The 17,165-nt window shown below is 63.1% G+C and carries 15 protein-coding genes; 8 read left to right on the forward strand and 7 right to left on the reverse strand.

Annotation, left to right across the window (positions count from 1 at the left end; all coding sequences use genetic code 11):
- Nucleotides 1–3: 3 nt before the first annotated feature.
- On the forward strand, nucleotides 4–312 hold the full coding sequence (locus A9404_RS07315) for an isoamylase early set domain-containing protein (RefSeq protein WP_066099657.1): 309 nt from the start codon (nucleotides 4–6) through the stop codon (nucleotides 310–312).
- Nucleotides 313–352: 40 nt separating this feature from the next.
- Nucleotides 353–1,246, forward strand: coding sequence for a D-hexose-6-phosphate mutarotase (locus tag A9404_RS07320; RefSeq protein WP_066099659.1), 894 nt, complete (start codon nucleotides 353–355; stop codon nucleotides 1,244–1,246).
- A gap of 28 nt (nucleotides 1,247–1,274) precedes the next feature.
- On the opposite strand, the gene A9404_RS07325 is transcribed toward A9404_RS07320, so the two are convergent.
- Together A9404_RS07325 and A9404_RS07330 are read right to left on the reverse strand one after the other, a co-directional pair.
- The gene (locus tag A9404_RS07325; RefSeq protein ID WP_156521275.1) at nucleotides 1,275–1,979 is read right to left on the reverse strand and encodes a flagellar brake protein; all 705 of its coding nucleotides are present in this window, start codon (nucleotides 1,977–1,979) and stop codon (nucleotides 1,275–1,277) included.
- Nucleotides 1,980–2,149: 170 nt separating this feature from the next.
- A complete protein-coding gene (locus tag A9404_RS07330) occupies nucleotides 2,150–3,409 on the reverse strand; it encodes a 6-phosphofructokinase (protein WP_066099664.1) in 1,260 nt (419 codons plus the stop codon).
- 96 nt (nucleotides 3,410–3,505) lie between these two features.
- Between A9404_RS07330 and A9404_RS07335 the strand changes: the two genes are divergently transcribed.
- The gene (locus tag A9404_RS07335; protein ID WP_066099665.1) at nucleotides 3,506–4,510 is read left to right on the forward strand and encodes a class 1 fructose-bisphosphatase; all 1,005 of its coding nucleotides are present in this window, start codon (nucleotides 3,506–3,508) and stop codon (nucleotides 4,508–4,510) included.
- A 93-nt stretch (nucleotides 4,511–4,603) separates the two neighbouring features.
- On the opposite strand, the gene A9404_RS07340 is transcribed toward A9404_RS07335, so the two are convergent.
- A complete protein-coding gene (locus tag A9404_RS07340; RefSeq protein WP_066099667.1) occupies nucleotides 4,604–7,696 on the reverse strand; it encodes an efflux RND transporter permease subunit in 3,093 nt (1,030 codons plus the stop codon).
- Nucleotides 7,693–8,805, reverse strand: a complete 1,113-nt coding sequence (locus A9404_RS07345) for an efflux RND transporter periplasmic adaptor subunit (RefSeq protein WP_082922816.1) — start codon at nucleotides 8,803–8,805, stop codon at nucleotides 7,693–7,695. The genes A9404_RS07340 and A9404_RS07345 overlap by 4 nt, the downstream gene beginning before the upstream one ends.
- Nucleotides 8,806–8,940: 135 nt before the next feature.
- Here A9404_RS07345 and A9404_RS07350 point away from each other — a divergent pair, with 135 nt between their 5' ends.
- The 5 genes from A9404_RS07350 (at nucleotide 8,941) to modC (ending at nucleotide 14,023) form a co-directional block, all read left to right on the forward strand.
- Nucleotides 8,941–10,383: a cryptochrome/photolyase family protein gene (locus tag A9404_RS07350; RefSeq protein WP_066099668.1), complete on the forward strand. Its 1,443-nt coding sequence runs from the start codon at nucleotides 8,941–8,943 to the stop codon at nucleotides 10,381–10,383.
- 52 nt (nucleotides 10,384–10,435) lie between these two features.
- Nucleotides 10,436–11,239: a TOBE domain-containing protein gene (locus tag A9404_RS07355; protein WP_066099670.1), complete on the forward strand. Its 804-nt coding sequence runs from the start codon at nucleotides 10,436–10,438 to the stop codon at nucleotides 11,237–11,239.
- 117 nt (nucleotides 11,240–11,356) lie between these two features.
- Nucleotides 11,357–12,142, forward strand: coding sequence for a molybdate ABC transporter substrate-binding protein (gene modA / locus A9404_RS07360; RefSeq protein WP_066099672.1), 786 nt, complete (start codon nucleotides 11,357–11,359; stop codon nucleotides 12,140–12,142).
- 72 nt (nucleotides 12,143–12,214) lie between these two features.
- On the forward strand, nucleotides 12,215–12,907 hold the full coding sequence (gene modB / locus A9404_RS07365) for a molybdate ABC transporter permease subunit (protein ID WP_066099674.1): 693 nt from the start codon (nucleotides 12,215–12,217) through the stop codon (nucleotides 12,905–12,907).
- 3 nt (nucleotides 12,908–12,910) lie between these two features.
- The gene (gene modC / locus A9404_RS07370; RefSeq protein ID WP_066099675.1) at nucleotides 12,911–14,023 is read left to right on the forward strand and encodes a molybdenum ABC transporter ATP-binding protein; all 1,113 of its coding nucleotides are present in this window, start codon (nucleotides 12,911–12,913) and stop codon (nucleotides 14,021–14,023) included.
- Nucleotides 14,024–14,059: 36 nt separating this feature from the next.
- Here the strand turns inward: modC and pstA are convergent, their stop codons facing one another.
- The 3 genes from pstA to pstS all read right to left on the reverse strand — a co-directional run bounded on the left by pstA (nucleotide 14,060) and on the right by pstS (nucleotide 17,165).
- A complete protein-coding gene (gene pstA / locus A9404_RS07375; RefSeq protein ID WP_066099678.1) occupies nucleotides 14,060–14,923 on the reverse strand; it encodes a phosphate ABC transporter permease PstA in 864 nt (287 codons plus the stop codon).
- Nucleotides 14,920–15,894: a phosphate ABC transporter permease subunit PstC gene (gene pstC / locus A9404_RS07380; protein WP_066102994.1), complete on the reverse strand. Its 975-nt coding sequence runs from the start codon at nucleotides 15,892–15,894 to the stop codon at nucleotides 14,920–14,922. The genes pstA and pstC overlap by 4 nt, the downstream gene beginning before the upstream one ends.
- 185 nt (nucleotides 15,895–16,079) lie before the next feature.
- Nucleotides 16,080–17,165: a phosphate ABC transporter substrate-binding protein PstS gene (pstS, locus tag A9404_RS07385; RefSeq protein WP_066099680.1), complete on the reverse strand. Its 1,086-nt coding sequence runs from the start codon at nucleotides 17,163–17,165 to the stop codon at nucleotides 16,080–16,082.

A 17,165-nucleotide genomic window follows, 5' to 3' on the forward strand; every position in this document is an offset into this window, starting at 1 on the left:
ATCATGGCACTGGTCAAGAAGTCACTTAAAACCCGCCCTGTTTGCAAGGTCACCTTTTCACTCCACCCGCCGGTCAGCACGGAAGCCAAGACCGTAGCGCTCGTCGGCGATTTCAACGACTGGTCCAAGGAAAGCCTCTATTTGAAGAGCAAGTCCGACGGATCGTTCAGCGTCACCGTCGATCTGCCCACCGATCAAACCTTCCAGTTCCGCTACCTCATCGACGGCAATCGCTGGGAAAATGACGACCAGGCCGACGCATATCTGCCGACGCCTTTCGGCAACGATACCAATAGCGTCGTCAGAACCTGACGTTCAACCCTCACACACCACCATACTGCAGGGATCGCACATGATCGCGCTTGAGCGACTGAATCAGCAATTTGCCGATGGAAAGCACATCGCGTTCGTCAAGATCGGCGAACTCATTCTGGCCAAGATCGATACCTCCGTTGCCCGTGCCATGGTGGCCGTTCAGGGCGCGCAGGTCGTTGAATGGCAACCGGCCCACGAAGATCTGCCTGTGGTCTGGCGCGCGAATGACCCCCTGTATGAAACGGGAAAATCCATTCGGGGCGGCGTCCCCATCTGCTGGCCCTGGTTCGGGGATCACCCGACGCTCACCCTGGCCCATGGTTTCGTCCGGACACGCGATTGGCAACTGATGCACGTACACACGGCACCGGACCATACCGTCAGCCTGCACTGGCGCATCACGGATTCGCCGGACACCCTGGCCCTCTGGCCGCACACGTTCGAACTGGATGCCATCATGCACATTGGTTCGGATCTGCGTATCCAGCTCGTCACGCACAACACGGGGCCTGAACCCTTCAGCATTACGCAGGGGCTGCACACCTACCTGAAGGTGGGGGATGCACGCAGCATCGTGATCCGGGGGCTTGAGGCGACCTATTATCTCGACAAGCTCAAAGGCTATGCCCGCGATTATCAGGACGACATGATCACCATTCATGGCGCGGTGGACCGCATCTACTTCGGCACCAACCACGCCGTCGAAATCGAGGATGGGGAACTGGATCGCCTGATTCAGATCGACAAGGAAGGAAGCTACTCGACCGTGGTCTGGAACCCGGACGACCGGGTTCCCTCCGGCATGCGCCCGGAAGAATCGAAGGACATGGTGTGCGTGGAGGCTGTCAATGCCGCCGATGACACCGTCTCCGTGGCCCCGGACGAGAGCCGGATTTTGGGTACGCGGATCTCGACCCGACGCCTGACCTGAATCGCGACGGCAGCGAGCCTGCCGGCACTTAGCCGATCATCAGCCGCTGCAGTTGCATGACGGCCCGATCCAGCTGCTGTGCGACCAACGGCGGCAACTCGGTGAACTGAGCGCCAAAGATCCATTCCCCTTCCGAAACGATACGCTGGTTGCGGATCACGAGATCCACCGTCGTATCCACAAAGCCCTCAATGACGATCTTCACCTGAGGCAGCACCACACCCTCGTCAAGCCCCACCGCCTGATCCGGCCGAATCGCGATCGAGCAGCCACCGGCGGACAGATCATTGACCCGCCCCACCCAAACGGTACTCGTGGTCGGCTGGACGAATTCAATCCGCGTCGGCACGTCTGGCGGTATGCCGACCCGGAATACGTTTCGACGCTGCAGGCGGTCGATACTTTCGGGATAGGGTATTTCGAAATACCGATCGCCGTCCTCCGTTTTTTCCGTGAGCCGGAACACATAGAACCAGGACACCAGTTGATCGATGACCGCCTGGACCTTGATGCGATCGCAATTGCGGAGATGACGTAGCGGGATCACCCCGGGTTGATCGACAAGGAACACCCGCCGATCGGGATCGTTGCCGACCATGGCGACAGCCGACTTGAAGTTTTCCTGTCCCTCAGGGATCAGCCAAAAATATCCCCGGACCTCGAAATGCCGGGCGAAAATCTTGTCGATCACACGCGGGCTTCGGGTCGAAATGATGACGTCTGACTCACTCACGGCGTGCAATCTTCCCAGGCTACGAGATTAAAGGACCTAGCATAACGAGTGTGTGCGGACACGGGCAAGCTGAAGCGCGCCGTGGCGATCCAATTACGCCGTGGATTCGTCGGGGAATGATTCTCGGGTGCTCACCCTGTGGTGCCCTCAGCAGCCCTCGCCGGGTACGGTCATCCTAGGGAGGAAGTCCAGCGGGGCAGTTTCTGCACGACGCGTTGCAATCGCAACGTCGCGAACACCGGCAGGCCGTGCCGAAACGGCGGCAGATCCTCGCCCTGAATCAACGGCAGCATGTATCGTCTGGCCGCCTCCGTAATCCCGTAACCATCGGCACGGATGAAGGTTCGCGGTACCGGCAGCTCGATATCCGCCACCGCGTCGAGCGGCACGCCTTCGAGCGTCCACAGATAGGGCTCATCCGACGTACGTCGGATGGCGACCATCACGTCCGTTTTACCCTGTAGCGCATAAGTAACGGCCTCGGACCCACAGGCGTAGGCCTGATCCACATCCACGCGCGAAGCCAGATGACGGGCGGAACGCTGGAAGTAATCCGACACGGCCCAGTGCGTCTTGAACCCCAGCCGCCGACTAAGCCCCGCCAGCTGCGGTGCCAACCCGCCCAGCTGCTCGTGTCCGAAAATCACGCTCTGCTGGGCCTGGGCGCAAAACTCGCCGTTGCCGCACAACAACCCCTCGGCCACCACCACGATGCACCAGCCATGACATTGCACGCGAGCTCGAAGCGCCTCGGCAAATCCGGCCTCGTTGAAGGGGATCTCGGCGAACAGCAGCAGCAAGGGCGACTCCTCGACGTCGAATGCAAGGCCAGCCGCTGCCGCGAGCCAGCCGGCATGTCGCCCCATCACCTCCAGGATGAAGACCTTTGTGGATGTACCCGCCATAGCGGACAAGTCGCGGGACACCTCGCGGATGCTGGTCGCGATGTATTTTGCGGCCGAACCGAAACCGGGGCTGGTGTCCGTTTGCGGCAGGTCGTTGTCGATGGTTTTCGGAATGCCGATCACGGTGAGGTCCAATCCCTGGTCGCGGGCGAAATGGGCGATCTTGGCGGCCGTCAGCATGGAACCGCCGCCGCCGTTATAGATGAACGTGCCGATATCATGCGCGCGGAGCACCTCGATCAGACGGGCATATTGCTCCGGATGCGATTCCGGGGTACCGAGATCGGCCCGGCAGGAACCGAATGCGCCGCCCGGGGTATGCCGCAGAGCGGCCAGTTCGGCGGGGTCCTCGAGCGACAGGTCGTACAGTTCCTCACGGAGGACGCCGAGAATGCCGTCCCGGGCCGCGAAGACCTTGCCGAAATGCATGGGATGCCGGGCGGCCGTTTCGACGACCCCGCAGGCACTGGCGTTGATGACGGCCGTGACGCCCCCGGACTGGGCATAGAGGATATTGTGCTGCATGCGGGCTCGGACTGGCGATTGTGGGTTGGGGGACATCCCGCTATTATGCACGACTGATTTGAAGAAAATATTGCCCACATTTTTAAGGAGTTCGGCATGCAGATTGGCACCAGCCTCACCCACTTTCTGATCGAAAGCCAGCGCGCGCACAAGGCCGCATCCGGCGATTTCACCCTGCTGATGAACGACATCGTCAGTGCCTGCAAAGTGATCTCCAGCTATGTCAACAAGGGCAACCTGATCGGCATTCTCGGTTCCGCCGAGTCCGAGAACATTCAGGGCGAAACCCAGAAGAAGCTGGACGTCATTTCCAACGATGTCTTCACCAACACCCTCATGCAGGGCGGTCAGGTTGCCGGTCTGGCTTCCGAAGAAATGGATGACGTCTATCATCTGCCGGCCACCGCTCAGCGCGGCAAGTACCTCTGCGTGTATGATCCGCTCGACGGCTCCTCCAACATCGACGTCAACGTCACCGTCGGCACCATCTTCTCCGTGCTGCACGCACCCGAAGGCGTTGCCAACCCGGCCGAAGCCGAGTTCCTGCAGCCGGGCACCGAGCAGGTCGCCGCCGGCTACTGCATCTACGGCCCGTCCACCATCATGGTCCTGACCACCGGTGACGGCGTAAACGGCTTCACCCTGGACAAGGACATCGGTGAGTTCATGCTGACTCATCCGAACATCACCATTCCGGAAGACACCAGCGAATTCGCCATCAACATGTCGAACCAGCGTTTCTGGGACGCTCCGGTCAAGCGCTACATCGACGAGTGCCTGATCGGCAAGGAAGGCCCGCGCGGTCGTGACTTCAACATGCGCTGGGTTGCCTCCATGGTGGCCGAAGTCCACCGCATCCTGACCCGCGGCGGCATCTTCATGTACCCGATCGACAGCAAGCACCGCGAGCGTGGCGGCAAGCTGCGTCTGATGTACGAAGCGAACCCGATGTCCATGATCGTCGAGCAGGCCGGTGGCCTGTCCATCACTGGACCGGATCGCATCATGTCCCTGGCGCCGCAGAAGCTGCACCAGCGCGTGCCGGTCATCCTCGGCTCCAAAAACGAAGTTCAGCGCGTCTGGGACTACCACAAGGCCTAAGACCGACTGCCGGTGCCCGCCCGCTTCGGCGGGCGAACAGACAAGCGAAAGCCCCGGATTCCGGGGCTTTTTTTCGTCAGCGAAAAACCGGGCTTACCCGACCTGCGGTTTCACCCGGAACCACAGGGCGTACATTGCCGGCAGGAACAGGATCGTCAGGAAGGTTCCGCCGAAGATGCCGCCGATCAAGGTAAACGCCAGCGGCCCCCAGAAGGTGCTCTCGGTCAAAGGAATGAAGGCCAGCATCGCCGCCAGCGCCGTCAGCACGACTGGGCGAGCGCGGCGGATGGTCGCCTCGATCACTGCCGTCCGCCGATCCAGACCCTGGCGCTCGTTTTCGTGGATCTGCCCGACCAGGATCAGGGTATTGCGCATCAGGATTCCGGCCAGCCCGATCAGCCCCAGCAGGGCCACGAAGCCGAAAGGCTGATCGAACAACGAAAGCGCGATCACCGCACCGATCAGCCCCAGCGGTGCGGTGAGCAGCACCATGAACATGCCGGGGAAGGAACGCATGATCAGCATGATGAGCGTCAGCATCAGCATGACCATCACGGGCATGACCTTGGCAATGGACGCCTGGGCTTTGGCGGACTCCTCCACCGAGCCGCCGATCTGGATCTGGTAATCCAGTGGCAGGTGCGCGCGCAGATCGGCCAGCTTGCCCCAGATTGCCTGGGTGACGTCCGGCGGCTGCGCCCCGGTTACCTCGCTGTCGACATTGATATAAGGCTCCCGATTGCGGCGCTCAAGCACCGGATATTCGTAATGCACTGCAATCGCCCCCAACTGCCCGAGCGGTACCGTCCGACCATTGTCCATCCGGATCGGCAGGGTCGTCAGTTGCGATAGCTGACGCGCCTCGGCAGGCAGGCCACGTGCCATCAGCGCGACGGTGCGGATGTTTTCGCGCAGTTCGGTCACCTTGGTTCCCGACAACAGTAACCGGGTCTGTTCGGCGATACCCTGCGGCGTCAGCCCCAGAGCCGCCAGCCGCGCCTGATCGAGCGTCAGGAACAGCACGGGCACCTGCTCGCCCCAGGCCAGATGCGGATCGATGGTATGGGGGTTCTCCGCCATGATGGCGCGCACCTGGTCGCCGATCCGACGCAGTTCGGCGATATCCGGCCCCATCACCCGGAACTGCACCGGCCAGATGACCGGCGGGCCGTATAGCAGCGGATGCGGCCGGACGCGCGCCTCGGAGAAATCGCCTTCGTCGATCTTTTTCTGCAGCATCGCCTGAAGACGATCCCGGCCAGCCGCATCGTGCGCCACGGCGATGATCTTGGCGAAGGCGGGATCGGGCAGTTCGGGGTTCAGCGCGAGGAAGAAGCGCGGGGCGCCCTGCCCGATATAGGTCGACAGCGAGGCCAGTTCCGGCGCGCCCTTGAGCGCCTTCGCCACTTCGTGGGCCACGCGCTCCGTGGTCTGGAACGATGCGCCCTCGGGCAGATTGATGTCGATCAACAGCTCGGGCCGGTCGGAACTGGGGAAAAACTGCTTGGCTACACCCTTGCCCATCACGAACACAGCCCCGACGAACAACAACAGCGTGGCCATCGCCACCCAACCCCGGCGGTCGACGCAGAACGTGACCACGCGGCGCAACCCGCGATAGACCGGAGACTGGTACATACCCGCCCCACCTTCGGGATGCGGCACGACCGCCGGCAACAACTTCACGCCGAGGTAGGGCGTAAACACGACCGCCACCCACCAGGACGCCAGCAGGGAAATCGCCAGAATCCAGAAGATGTTCCCGGCGTACTCCCCGACATTCGACTGAGCGAAACCGATCGGCACGAACCCGACGACCGTGATCAGCGTGCCGACCAGCATCGGGGCCGCCGTGATCCGCCAGGCGGCGGCCGCCGCATCGGTTCGACTGTATCCCTCCTCAAGCTTCACCAGCATCATCTCGATGGCAATGATCGCGTCGTCGACCAGCAAGCCCAGCGACAGGATCAGCGCACCCAGCGTGATGCGATCGAGGTTCTTGCCCGTCATGAGCATCACGGCGAAGGTGATGCTCAGCGTCAGCGGCACGGCCAGCGCAACCACGAGTCCGGCCCGCAGCCCCAGGGAAAGAAAGCCCACCAGCATCACCACGCCCAAGGCGATGAAGAACTTGAGCTGGAAGGTGTTCACGGCCAGACGAATCGCATTGGCCTGATCGGTCACCTTGTGCAACTGGATACCCACGGGCAGGCGCTGCCGTTCGGCCGACTCGAACCGGCTGAGCCGCTCGCCCAGTGCCAGGCCGTTGACGTTCTTGCCCATGATCACGCCGACCATGATGGCGGGCGTGTCGTTATCCTCGATCAGGAAACTCGGCGGGTCGGCGTAACCCCGGTGGACGCGGGCGATGTCGCCCAGGCGGATCACCCGACCGTTCACGGCGATCGGCGTGTTTTCGATCCGGGCGGTCAGGCCCGGCTGGTCCGGGCGGTAGCCGGCGTCGATCCGCAGGTACAGACGCGGACCGGCCGTCTCGATCAACCCCGCCGGCGCGACCGCATTCTGCGCGGCCAGCGCCTGTTGGACGAGGGTCATCGGGATCCCCAGCGTCTGCAACTTGTGGGGATCGACGTCGACATACACCCGCTCCGGCTGCTCGCCCAGGATATGCGCCTTGGCCACCCCGGGCACCTGCAACGCATCCGAGCGAAGGCGCTCCGCTTCACGGGCCAGATCCCGCGGCGGGAGGCCGGGCGCGGTCAGCGCATACAGGGTGAAATAGACGTCGGAAAAATCGTCGTTGAAATAAGGTCCCTGCACCCCCTTCGGCAGATCGGGCGCCACGTCGCCCAGATGCTTGCGCACCTGGTAATAGACGGCCTGCACCTGATCGGGCGGCGTGTCCTCCCGAAACGAGACGCGCATGTAGACGTTGCCCGGCCGGGAAACCGTCTCGACCTTGTCGAAATACGGCACGTCCTGCAGAGCCTTTTCGAGCGGGTCGGCGACCTGATCCTGCATTTCCCGGGCCGTGGCGCCCGACCATTGGGCCGAGACCAGCATCACCTTGAGGGTGAAGGCCGGATCCTCCGCGCGACCGAGGGAAACGAAGGCATAGACCCCCGCCAGGGCGACCAGAATGATGAAATACAGGGTGACGGCCCGCTCGCGCACCGCCAGCGCCGACAGGTTGAACCCCGAACGGAAACCGCCGGAGGAACTCACGCGCCGAGCCCCGGCTGGACCCGGACCGCCTCGCCATCATGCAGCCGGTTGATGCCGACCGCCACGACCGGGGTGCCCACCGGCAACGGCGTGTCGATGACCGCCCGATCGGCTTCGAGCTGGATCACGGTGACCGGGGTCCGATGCACCTTGCCATCGCGCACCACGAACACCACGCCCTGCTGCCCCTCACCCTGAATGGCCGCGATCGGCACGGTTTTCCGGACCGACTGCGCCGGGAAATGCAGTGTCACCGTCTGCCCCAGGCGCACGTTGGCCTGGTCGGCCAGCTGATAGCGAACCGCCCAGGTTCGCGTCTTGGGGTCGGCCGCGCCCTCGGTCGAGAAATAGGTCGCCGTCAGCGTGTCGGTACGACCATAAGGCAGGGCTTCCGCCGTTTTCGGCAATGCATCCAGTCGTTGTGCCGGAACGTCCACCAGAACCTGACGCGGCCCACTCGCCGCCAGGGTCAACACCGGCTGGCCGCTCGACACCATATCGCCGCGATCGGCCCGAATGGCCGTGACCACCCCGTCGAAGGGCGCCTTGAGCGTGGCATAACCCAGGGAAAGGCGCGCCTGATCCAGCTGGGCGCGGGCCGCATGCTCCCCTGCCTGGGCCGCCTTGAGCATGCTGCTCGCCTGATCGAAATCCTGCTGACTCGCCAGCTTGCGGGCCAACAGGGACTTGAGGCGATCATAGTTCTGCTGGGCAAATCGGACCTGCGCCGAAATCTGCTGCCATTGTGCCTCGCTGGCGTTGACGCGGGCTGTCAATTCGTCCGGATCGAGTCGCGCCAGCACCGTGCCGGCCGACACGGCCTGCCCCCGGTCGACCAATCGCGCCGCAATGCGACCACTGACCTGAAAGCCCAGGGCGCTCTGGATCTGTGCGACCACGGTGCCCGTGAGATCCGGCTGGGCAAGGGTTCCCGCCTGGATCGGGGCCGTACGGACGATCAGGGGCGGCAGATCGCTCCCCGTCTGAGCCGCCCGATCCTGGCACCCCGACACACCGATGGCCAGCAACGCCAGCAATACTCGCCGCCATGGGGCACTGGGGATTACGCCTCGGACAGCCCGAGGGTAAATCGGTCTCGAATCGTTCATCCGCACTCCTCTGCGCCGACAGAGCAGAATCGGGGCACATCCGCCGGGGCTAACTGCGCTCAGGCGCAGTGCTGCCGGCCGAAAAATGTCCCGCCGCCTGCCATACTGATATTTTTGACATCGAGACAATCATCCATGACGACGATCGTCTGGTTCCGACAGGATCTTCGCCTCTCGGATCATCCCGCATTCTCGGCCGCGCTGGACCGTCTGGCGGAAAATGCCTCTCGCATCATACCCGTTTACATTCTCGATGAGGGATCGCCCCGACTCGGCGGTGCTGCCCGCTGGTGGCTGCATCACAGTCTGGCGGGCCTGCAGGCGGATCTTGCGCGCCGCGGCAGCCGGTTGATCCTGCGCCACGGCGACGCCGAAACCGAAATCGCCAGCCTGTTGCAGGAAACAGGCGCCACGGCCGTGTACTGGAACCGGCGGTACGACCCCGAGGGCATCCGGCAGGATCAGGCGATCAAGAGCCGACTCAAAGAGCGCGGCATCGACGCCCAATCCTTTGTCGGCAATTATCTGCACGAACCCTGGCAGGTGCTGAATCGCCAGGGCGAACCCTTCCGGGTATTCACTCCCTACTGGAAGGCGCTGGTCGCGGCAGGTATCGATGACGCCCCGCTACCCGACCTGCCCGACACCCTGCCTCCGGTTCCCGAGAACCTAGCCAGCGCAGCCTTGTCCGCATTGCCCCTGCTGCCCGCCATCCCCTGGGATCGCGCCTTCCCCGAATACTGGCAACCCGGAGAACAGGGCGCCTGGGCGCGCTTCGACGCATTCCTGCCCCGGATCGAATCCTATGCCGACGGGCGCAACGCCCTCGATGGCACGGGCGTCTCCCGTCTGTCGCCACATCTGCGTTTCGGCGAGATCACGCCCCGGCAGATTTCGGCAGCCCTATTCAGCCGGTATCCTCATCCGCTGGAAGTACCCGGTGTCGAGCATTTCCTGCGGGAACTCGGCTGGCGCGAATTCGGCAACTATCTGCTCTTTCACGAACCCCAGACCGTATCGGAACCCCTGAATCCCCGATTTGCCGACTTTCCCTGGCGCGACGCGCCTGACGACCTGCGCGCCTGGCAACGCGGCGAGACGGGCATACCGGTCGTGGATGCCGCCATGCGCGCCCTATGGACCACCGGCTGGATGCACAACCGCGCGCGGATGATCGTCGCCTCCTTCCTGACCAAGAACCTGCTGCTCGACTGGCGCCTGGGCGCCGACTGGTTCATGGACACGCTGGTGGATGCCGATCCGGGCAGCAACACCGCAGGCTGGCAGTGGACTGCAGGCTCGGGGGCCGATGCGGCGCCCTACTTCCGGATCTTCAACCCGATCCTGCAGGCGGAAAAATTCGATCCGGACGGCAGATTCATCCGCCAATGGCTGCCCGAGCTCGCCCGGGCGGACACCAAGACCCTGTTCGCCCCTTGGCAGGCAAGCAGCAATGCCCTGGGTCGGGCGGGCATCCGCCTGGGCGAAACCTATCCCGAACCCATCGTCGATCTGGCCGGCAGCCGCACGCGTGCGCTCGACGCCTTCGCCCGGATCAAGTCGGCGGCGGCCCACTGAAGCCCGCGACGGGTACACTGTTCGCCGAATCAAAACGCTTGAGCCGGAAATTATGTCGATATATAGTGAGAAACATATTGGTGATTTCGTGGTGCCGCTGGCCCTGCGGCTTGGCGAGCAGGAAATCTCGCACCGGCGCCTGAAGCTGTTGGAAGCGGTCCAGGCGGAAGGCTCGATCAGTGCGGCGGCCAAGGCGATCGGCATGACCTACAAGGCGGCCTGGGACGCGGTGGACGCCATCAACAACCTCGCCGGCCGGCCGATCGTGGTCGTCCAGCACGGCGGGGCCGGCGGTGGCGGCGCGGCACTGTCCCCCGCGGGCGTGCAGCTGGTCGATTCGTTCAAGCGGCTCGGCCACCTGCAGAGCCAGTTGATGGCCCTGTTCGATCAGCACGACATCAGCGGCGATCTCAACGTGATCCGGAGCCTCTTCATGAAAACGAGCGCACGCAACACCCTGTCCGGCACGATCACGTCGATCCAGCGCGGCGCCGTCAACACCGAAGTGGTGCTCGGCATTCAGGGCGGCGACGCGCTGGTGGCCATCATCACCAACGGCAGCGCGGACAGCATGAACCTCGCCGTCGGCCAGTCCGCCTACGCGTTGATCAAGTCGAGTTTCGTGCTGGTGACCACGGAGAAGGTGAAGACCTCAGCCCGCAACCAGCTGTGCGGCACGATCGAACGCGTCACCGAAGGTGCCGTGAACAGCGAGGTGGTCATCGCGCTGGCCGGGGGCAACACCCTGACCGCGATCATCACCGAGGGCGGCGCCGAATCGCTGGGACTGAAAGTCGGCGCGCCGGCCTGTGCGCTGATCAAGGCCAGCCTGATCATCCTGGGCGTGGACAGCTAAAAACCCGCCGAAACCGAGTACCTATGGCTCGGTTTTTTACGGCCAAGCGATATATACCAGACTTACCATCGAATCGAATTGAACCGACCGAACCGAACCCACAAGAGGACCCCGACCATGAACAAGTCATTCGCCACCGTGCTCTGCACGATCTTTCTGTTCACTGCGAGCCTGAGTGCGGCACGCGCCGACACCATCACGGTCGCCGTGGCCGCCAACTTCACCAAGGCCGCCGAGGAAATCGGCGCGGCCTGGCACAAGGAAACCGGCAACACGGTGCGGTTCTCGTTCGGGCCGACCGGCGGCCTGTTCGCCCAGATCAACAACGGCGCGCCCTTCGATGCCTTCCTGGCGGCCGACACCCGGCGCCCCGCCCTGCTGGTCAAGGTCGGCAAGGCCACGGACGACTTCGTCTATGCCCAGGGCACGATCGCCCTGTACAGCAGAACCCTGCCGGTCGCTGCCGATCATGATCGCGTGCTCAAATCCGGCGATTTTGCCCATCTGGCCATCGCCAATCCGAAGAGTGCGCCCTACGGCGCGGCCGCGGTCGCCGTCATGCAGAAGCTGGGCGTCTATCCGACCTTGAAGCAACAAGGCAAGATCGTGGATGGCGAAAGCATTGCCGCCACCTTCCAGTTCGTGATGACCGGCAATGCGCAACTCGGCTTCGTCGCGCTGTCGCAGCTGGCCGACCCGGCCAGTCCCGCCAAGGGCATCGGTCAGTACTGGGTGCCGCCGCAGAGTGACTATCCGCCAATCGAGCAGGCTGCCGTGCTGATCAAGGACAGCCCACATGCCGATGCGGCCAGGAATTTCCTGACCTTCCTGCGCTCGCCCGCCGCGACCAAGATCATCCAGCATTACGGGTACGCACTGCCGACGCCGGGCAAGCCGGGCTGAGTCCGGACACGGATACGTAGATTGTCGTACCCTGTCGCCTTCAATCGAATCGAACGAGGCTAACGACCGCCGATGTCGCTCCTGGATTCCGCCGTGGACACCGCACCGATCCTCCTGACCCTGGAGGTCGCGGCGATCAGCACGGCCATTCTGCTGCTCATCGGCACACCCATTGCCTGGTGGCTGGCCAACATGCGCTCCAATGCCCGGATATTCTTCGAGGCGCTGGTGTCCCTGCCGCTGGTCCTGCCGCCCACCGTGCTCGGCTTCTACCTCATCATCGCCCTCAATCCGAATGGCGAGATCACCCAGTTCCTACGCCTGTTCGGCTTCACGGGGCAGCTCACCTTCAACAAGACGGGCCTCGTGATCGGCTCGGTGATCTATTCCCTGCCGTTCACCGTCCAGCCGATCATGGCCGCCTTCGAAGCACTGCCGACCCAAGTCGTCGATGCCGCGCGGACGATGCGTGCCTCGTTCCTCGACCGGTTCTTCACGGTGATCGTGCCCCTGGCGCGGCAGGGATTCCTCGTCGGGGCGGTGCTCACCTTCGCCCATACGGTCGGGGAGTTCGGCGTCGTCCTGATGGTCGGCGGCAACATCGAAGGACAGACGCGCACGGTATCGATCGCGATCTTCGATCATGTCGAATCCTTCGAGTACGCCGCGGCCCATCAGCTCTCCCTGCTGATGCTGCTGTTCTCGGTACTGGTGCTGATGTTCGTCTACGCCCTCAACCGCAAACTGCAACCGGGGCGGGACTGAACCATGTTCCAGGGACACCTGCAACTCAGCCTGCCGCATTTCACCCTCGACTCGACGCCGTTCGCCTTCGATAGCAGCGGCGTCACGGTGCTTTTCGGCCGATCCGGTTCGGGCAAGTCGACATTCCTGCGCGCTCTGGCGGGACTGGATCGGCGTACCCAGGGATCGCTGCGCTTCGGGGACGAAGTCTGGCAGGCCGGCCGAAAGGCCCTGCCCGTGGAGCGACGCGATATCGGATTCGTCTTCCAGAGCGCGGCCCTCTTGCCGCACAGGAACGTACGCGGGAATCTCGACTATGCCGCCCGGCGGGTACCGAAGGATCGGCAGCACGGACCGGCCTTTGCGGAAATCGTCGAGCGGGTGGGGATCGCGGATCTGCTGGACCGGCCGACCGAGTTTCTTTCCGGCGGAGAACGCCAGCGCGTGGCGATCGCCCGAGCGCTGCTGATGCGCCCCCGACTGTTGATGATGGACGAGCCCCTCTCCGCCCTGGACTGGCAGGCGAAGAACGACCTGCTCGGCCTGATCGCAAACGTGATCGCCGAATACCGGATCCCGACGCTCTACATCACTCATGCTCCTGTCGAGGTCGAACGACTCGCGGATCGGGTCGTGTTCATGGCCGACGGTCGCATCGCCTCCATCGAAACCCTCGCTGAGGCGACCCACCGGGTCGACTCCCCCCTGTTCACGGAGGAGGGGCCGGTCTCGGTGCTGCACGGCACGCTCGGCCCGCGCGAAGTGGATGGACTGGCACCGTTCCGCGCCCGTGAGAAAGACGCCTTCACCTTCTGGATCGGCGCCCCCGACAGCGCCCGGGCAATGGTCGCCGCCACGCCCGTGGACACCCGCCTGCGGGTTCTGGCCCGCGACGTCGCGATCGCCTGCCAGCGTCAGGAAGGCATCAGCATGCTCAATCAGCTTCCCTGCCGGATCACGGCCATCAGCCACGAAGGTGATGGCGCTCAACCGGGGCGGTCGGTCGTCTTCCTGGCGCTTGCCGACGGCCAGTCCCTGCTGGCGGAACTGAGTCACCGTTCGGTGGAGAATCTCAGTCTGAAGGTCGACCAAACGGTGTTCGCCCTGATCAAGACCGCCGCCCTGCTCGACGCCTGATCGCCACCGCGATCTCCCGCCCCTACCCGGCAAGGTCTAGCGTCTGCGCAGCAAAAGTATTCGAGCGGCGACGTTGATCGCCAGGACCATCAGCGTGATCAGCAGCGCCGCGGCATAGGCCAGTTGATGGGCCGAGTCGTAAGGCTCGCCGATGAAGCTCCAGATCACATAGGTCAGATAACCGACGCCCTCGTGGGTGAAATGCCCGTTCCAGAGATAATTCGACCACCCGGCCGTATACAGCAGCGGCGCCGTCTCGCCCAATGCGATGGCGAGCGCCATCAGCACGCCGGTGAGAATTGGTATGCGCGCCGCCGGCAGGAGAATCCGCCAAACGACCCCCCATTCCGGGCAACCCAGTGCATAGGCCGATTCCCGGAGGGAAATCGGTACGGCGCGAAATGCCATCTCGCTGGTTCTTGCGATATAGGGCAGCATCATGATCGCCAGGGTGATGGCCCCTGCCAGCAGGGAAAATCGCCACCCCAGACCGATCACCATGGTGATGTAACCGAAGTATCCAAGCACGATGGAGGGGACACCCACCAGCACATCCGAGAGAAAGCGCGTCACCCGGGCAGGCAGTCCTTCGCCATACTCGGCGAGATAGATGCCGGCACTGACTCCGATGGGCACGGCCAGAATCAATGCGCCCCCGGAAAGCAGCAACGAGCCGGTGATGGCATTGCGCAATCCGCCGGCAATTCCCTGAGTGTCGGTCGTGAGGATATCCGGATGCAATGCCGGGAACCCGTGCACGAACACGTATCCCAGAATGTGCAGGAGCACGAAGGCCAGCAGGGAAAAGCTGAGGATCGCGCCCCCCCAGATCGTCAGATCGGTGATCCGGCGTTTCAGGTAGCCCGCCGAATGCCCCACGGGGCGACTGGCCGAGCTCATGGTCGATACCCCGACAACCACAGCAGTCCCCGCGCCGCCGCATTGACCAGCACGGAAATCAACATCAGCAACAGGGCAATCTCCGCCAGGGCATGCACGGCCATTCCGGTCGGATCCTGCAGCGCGCTATCGAGTTGCGATGCGATGAAGGCGGCCATGGTGGATACCGGATCGTAAATATTCTTCGGCAGGCTGTTCAATGCGTTGCCACTCACCATCAACACAGCCATCGTCTCGCCGAGCGCCCGCCCGAATGCGAGCACCGTAACGCCGATCACCACATTGCGTTGCCCACGCAAAAGGATCAAACGCACGACTTCCATCCGCGAAGCCCCCATGCTGGCGCCCGCCTCGCGCAAGGCGGCCGGGGTCGCCGCCAGGGCATCGCGCAGACTGGCGGTAATCAGAGGCACGACCATGAAGGCGAGCAGAATACCCGCCGTCAGCAGTCCGTACCCGCTGCCGGACGGGCCGCGGAACATCGGCAGCACCGGTCCCAGCGTATGCGCCATCCAGGGATAGAGATCATGTCCCAGCAGCGGGATCAGGACGAGATACCCCCAGAGCCCATAGACCACGCTGGGCACCGCGGCCAGCAACTCCACCAGAAAGGAGCCAAGACCGCGCGCGGCGCCCCGAAGCCCCTCGGCCAGAAAAATCGCCGAAAGCACGCCGACGGGAACGGCCAGCGCCAGGGCGATCAGTGAACTGAGCAACGTGCCCACCACGAGGAACAACACCCCATAATCGGCACGCGGCAGCACTTCCTGCCCCCGAATCGTCACGGGGTCGGCATACATGTTTCCGAGATTCCAGCTGTTATGCGTCAGAAACCCGATGCCATTGAACGTGATGGCTGGCCAGGCCGCCTGCAGCAGAAACGCCACGATCACCAGGAGGGATAGCGGCAACAGCGACGCGACCAATCCAACCCGCCAACGAAACCGGAAGCCCGAGAAAATACTCAGCATCCACGTACCACCCATGCCCAAATTGCTTCAACCATCCCCAAGCCGATCACTCCCTCATGATTGAAAAAAGGGGACACCCTTTTTTCAATCGCTGAACAGCAAAAATGGCGGGCAAGGCCCAAAACCCTGCCCGCCCCATGTACCGAACCGGTCCGACACGATGTCTGATCGGTCGGACTCCACCATCAGGCGTGGATCTTGTCGATCTGTGCCGTGGATTGCTTGACGACGCTCGGCGGCAGAGCCACGAAATTCACCGATTTCATGAAGTGCTCGGCATTGCCGCCGTTCGAGGAAATGGCCCAGGAAAGCAGCTTCTTCAAAGCCGCGCTCATCTCGGCAGACGGCTGATGGCTATCGACCAGCGCATATTCATAGTTGATGATCGGATAGCTTTCGGCACCCGGGGCGAAAATCAGGCTGATGCGCTGATCGGCCGGCGTTTTCGGCACCATGGCCGCGGCAGCGGCCTTCACGTTGCGGATTTCCGGCAACACGAAATGACCGGCCTTGTTTTCGATCCGGGCCTCGCCCAGATGGTCATCCATGATCTGCTTCTTGAAGCTGACGCCAATGTAGGCCACCGAATACGGATTGTTTTTCAGCGCGTCGACCATGCCCGGATTGCCCACGGCGCCGATGTTGCCCTGTACGGGCGCCCAGCTCACCGACGTGCCATAGCTGTACTTGTCCGACCACCAGGGGGTCGAGTCGCTCAGATATTGGGTGAAGATGAAGGTATCGCCCGAGCCGTCGGTCCGATGGATCGCCACGATCTTGTGTGCAGGCAGCTTCACGCCGGGGTTCATCTTGGCGATGGCCGGATCGTTCCACATGGTGACCTTGCCGGCATAGATATCCGCCAACACCGGCCCGCTCAACTTGAGATGATCGCCGTTCAGTCCCGGCACGTTGTAGTTCACCATCTGGCTGGAAATGGCCATGGGGATGTTGAGCATCGAAGGATGCTGCTTCATTTGCGCCCCGCTCAGATAAGCGTCAGACGCACCGATCTGGGCCAGCCCCTGCATCGACTGCGCCTGTCCCGTGCCGCTGCCGGTACTGGCCGTCGTCAGCTGAACACCTGGATTTTCCTTGGTGTAGACCGGTTGCCACAGGTTGAACAGGGGATACAACAGGCTCGAACCGGTTTCCAGAATGGAGACCGAACCCGCCTCAGCCAGACCCGCCGCCCCCAGGGCAGCCCCGGAAATCACACCAATCATTGCCACACGCAGTGCGGACTGTTTGAACACACGCTTCAGAGACAT

Source organism: Halothiobacillus diazotrophicus (assembly GCF_001663815.1).
Lineage (GTDB): Bacteria > Pseudomonadota > Gammaproteobacteria > Halothiobacillales > Halothiobacillaceae > Halothiobacillus > Halothiobacillus diazotrophicus.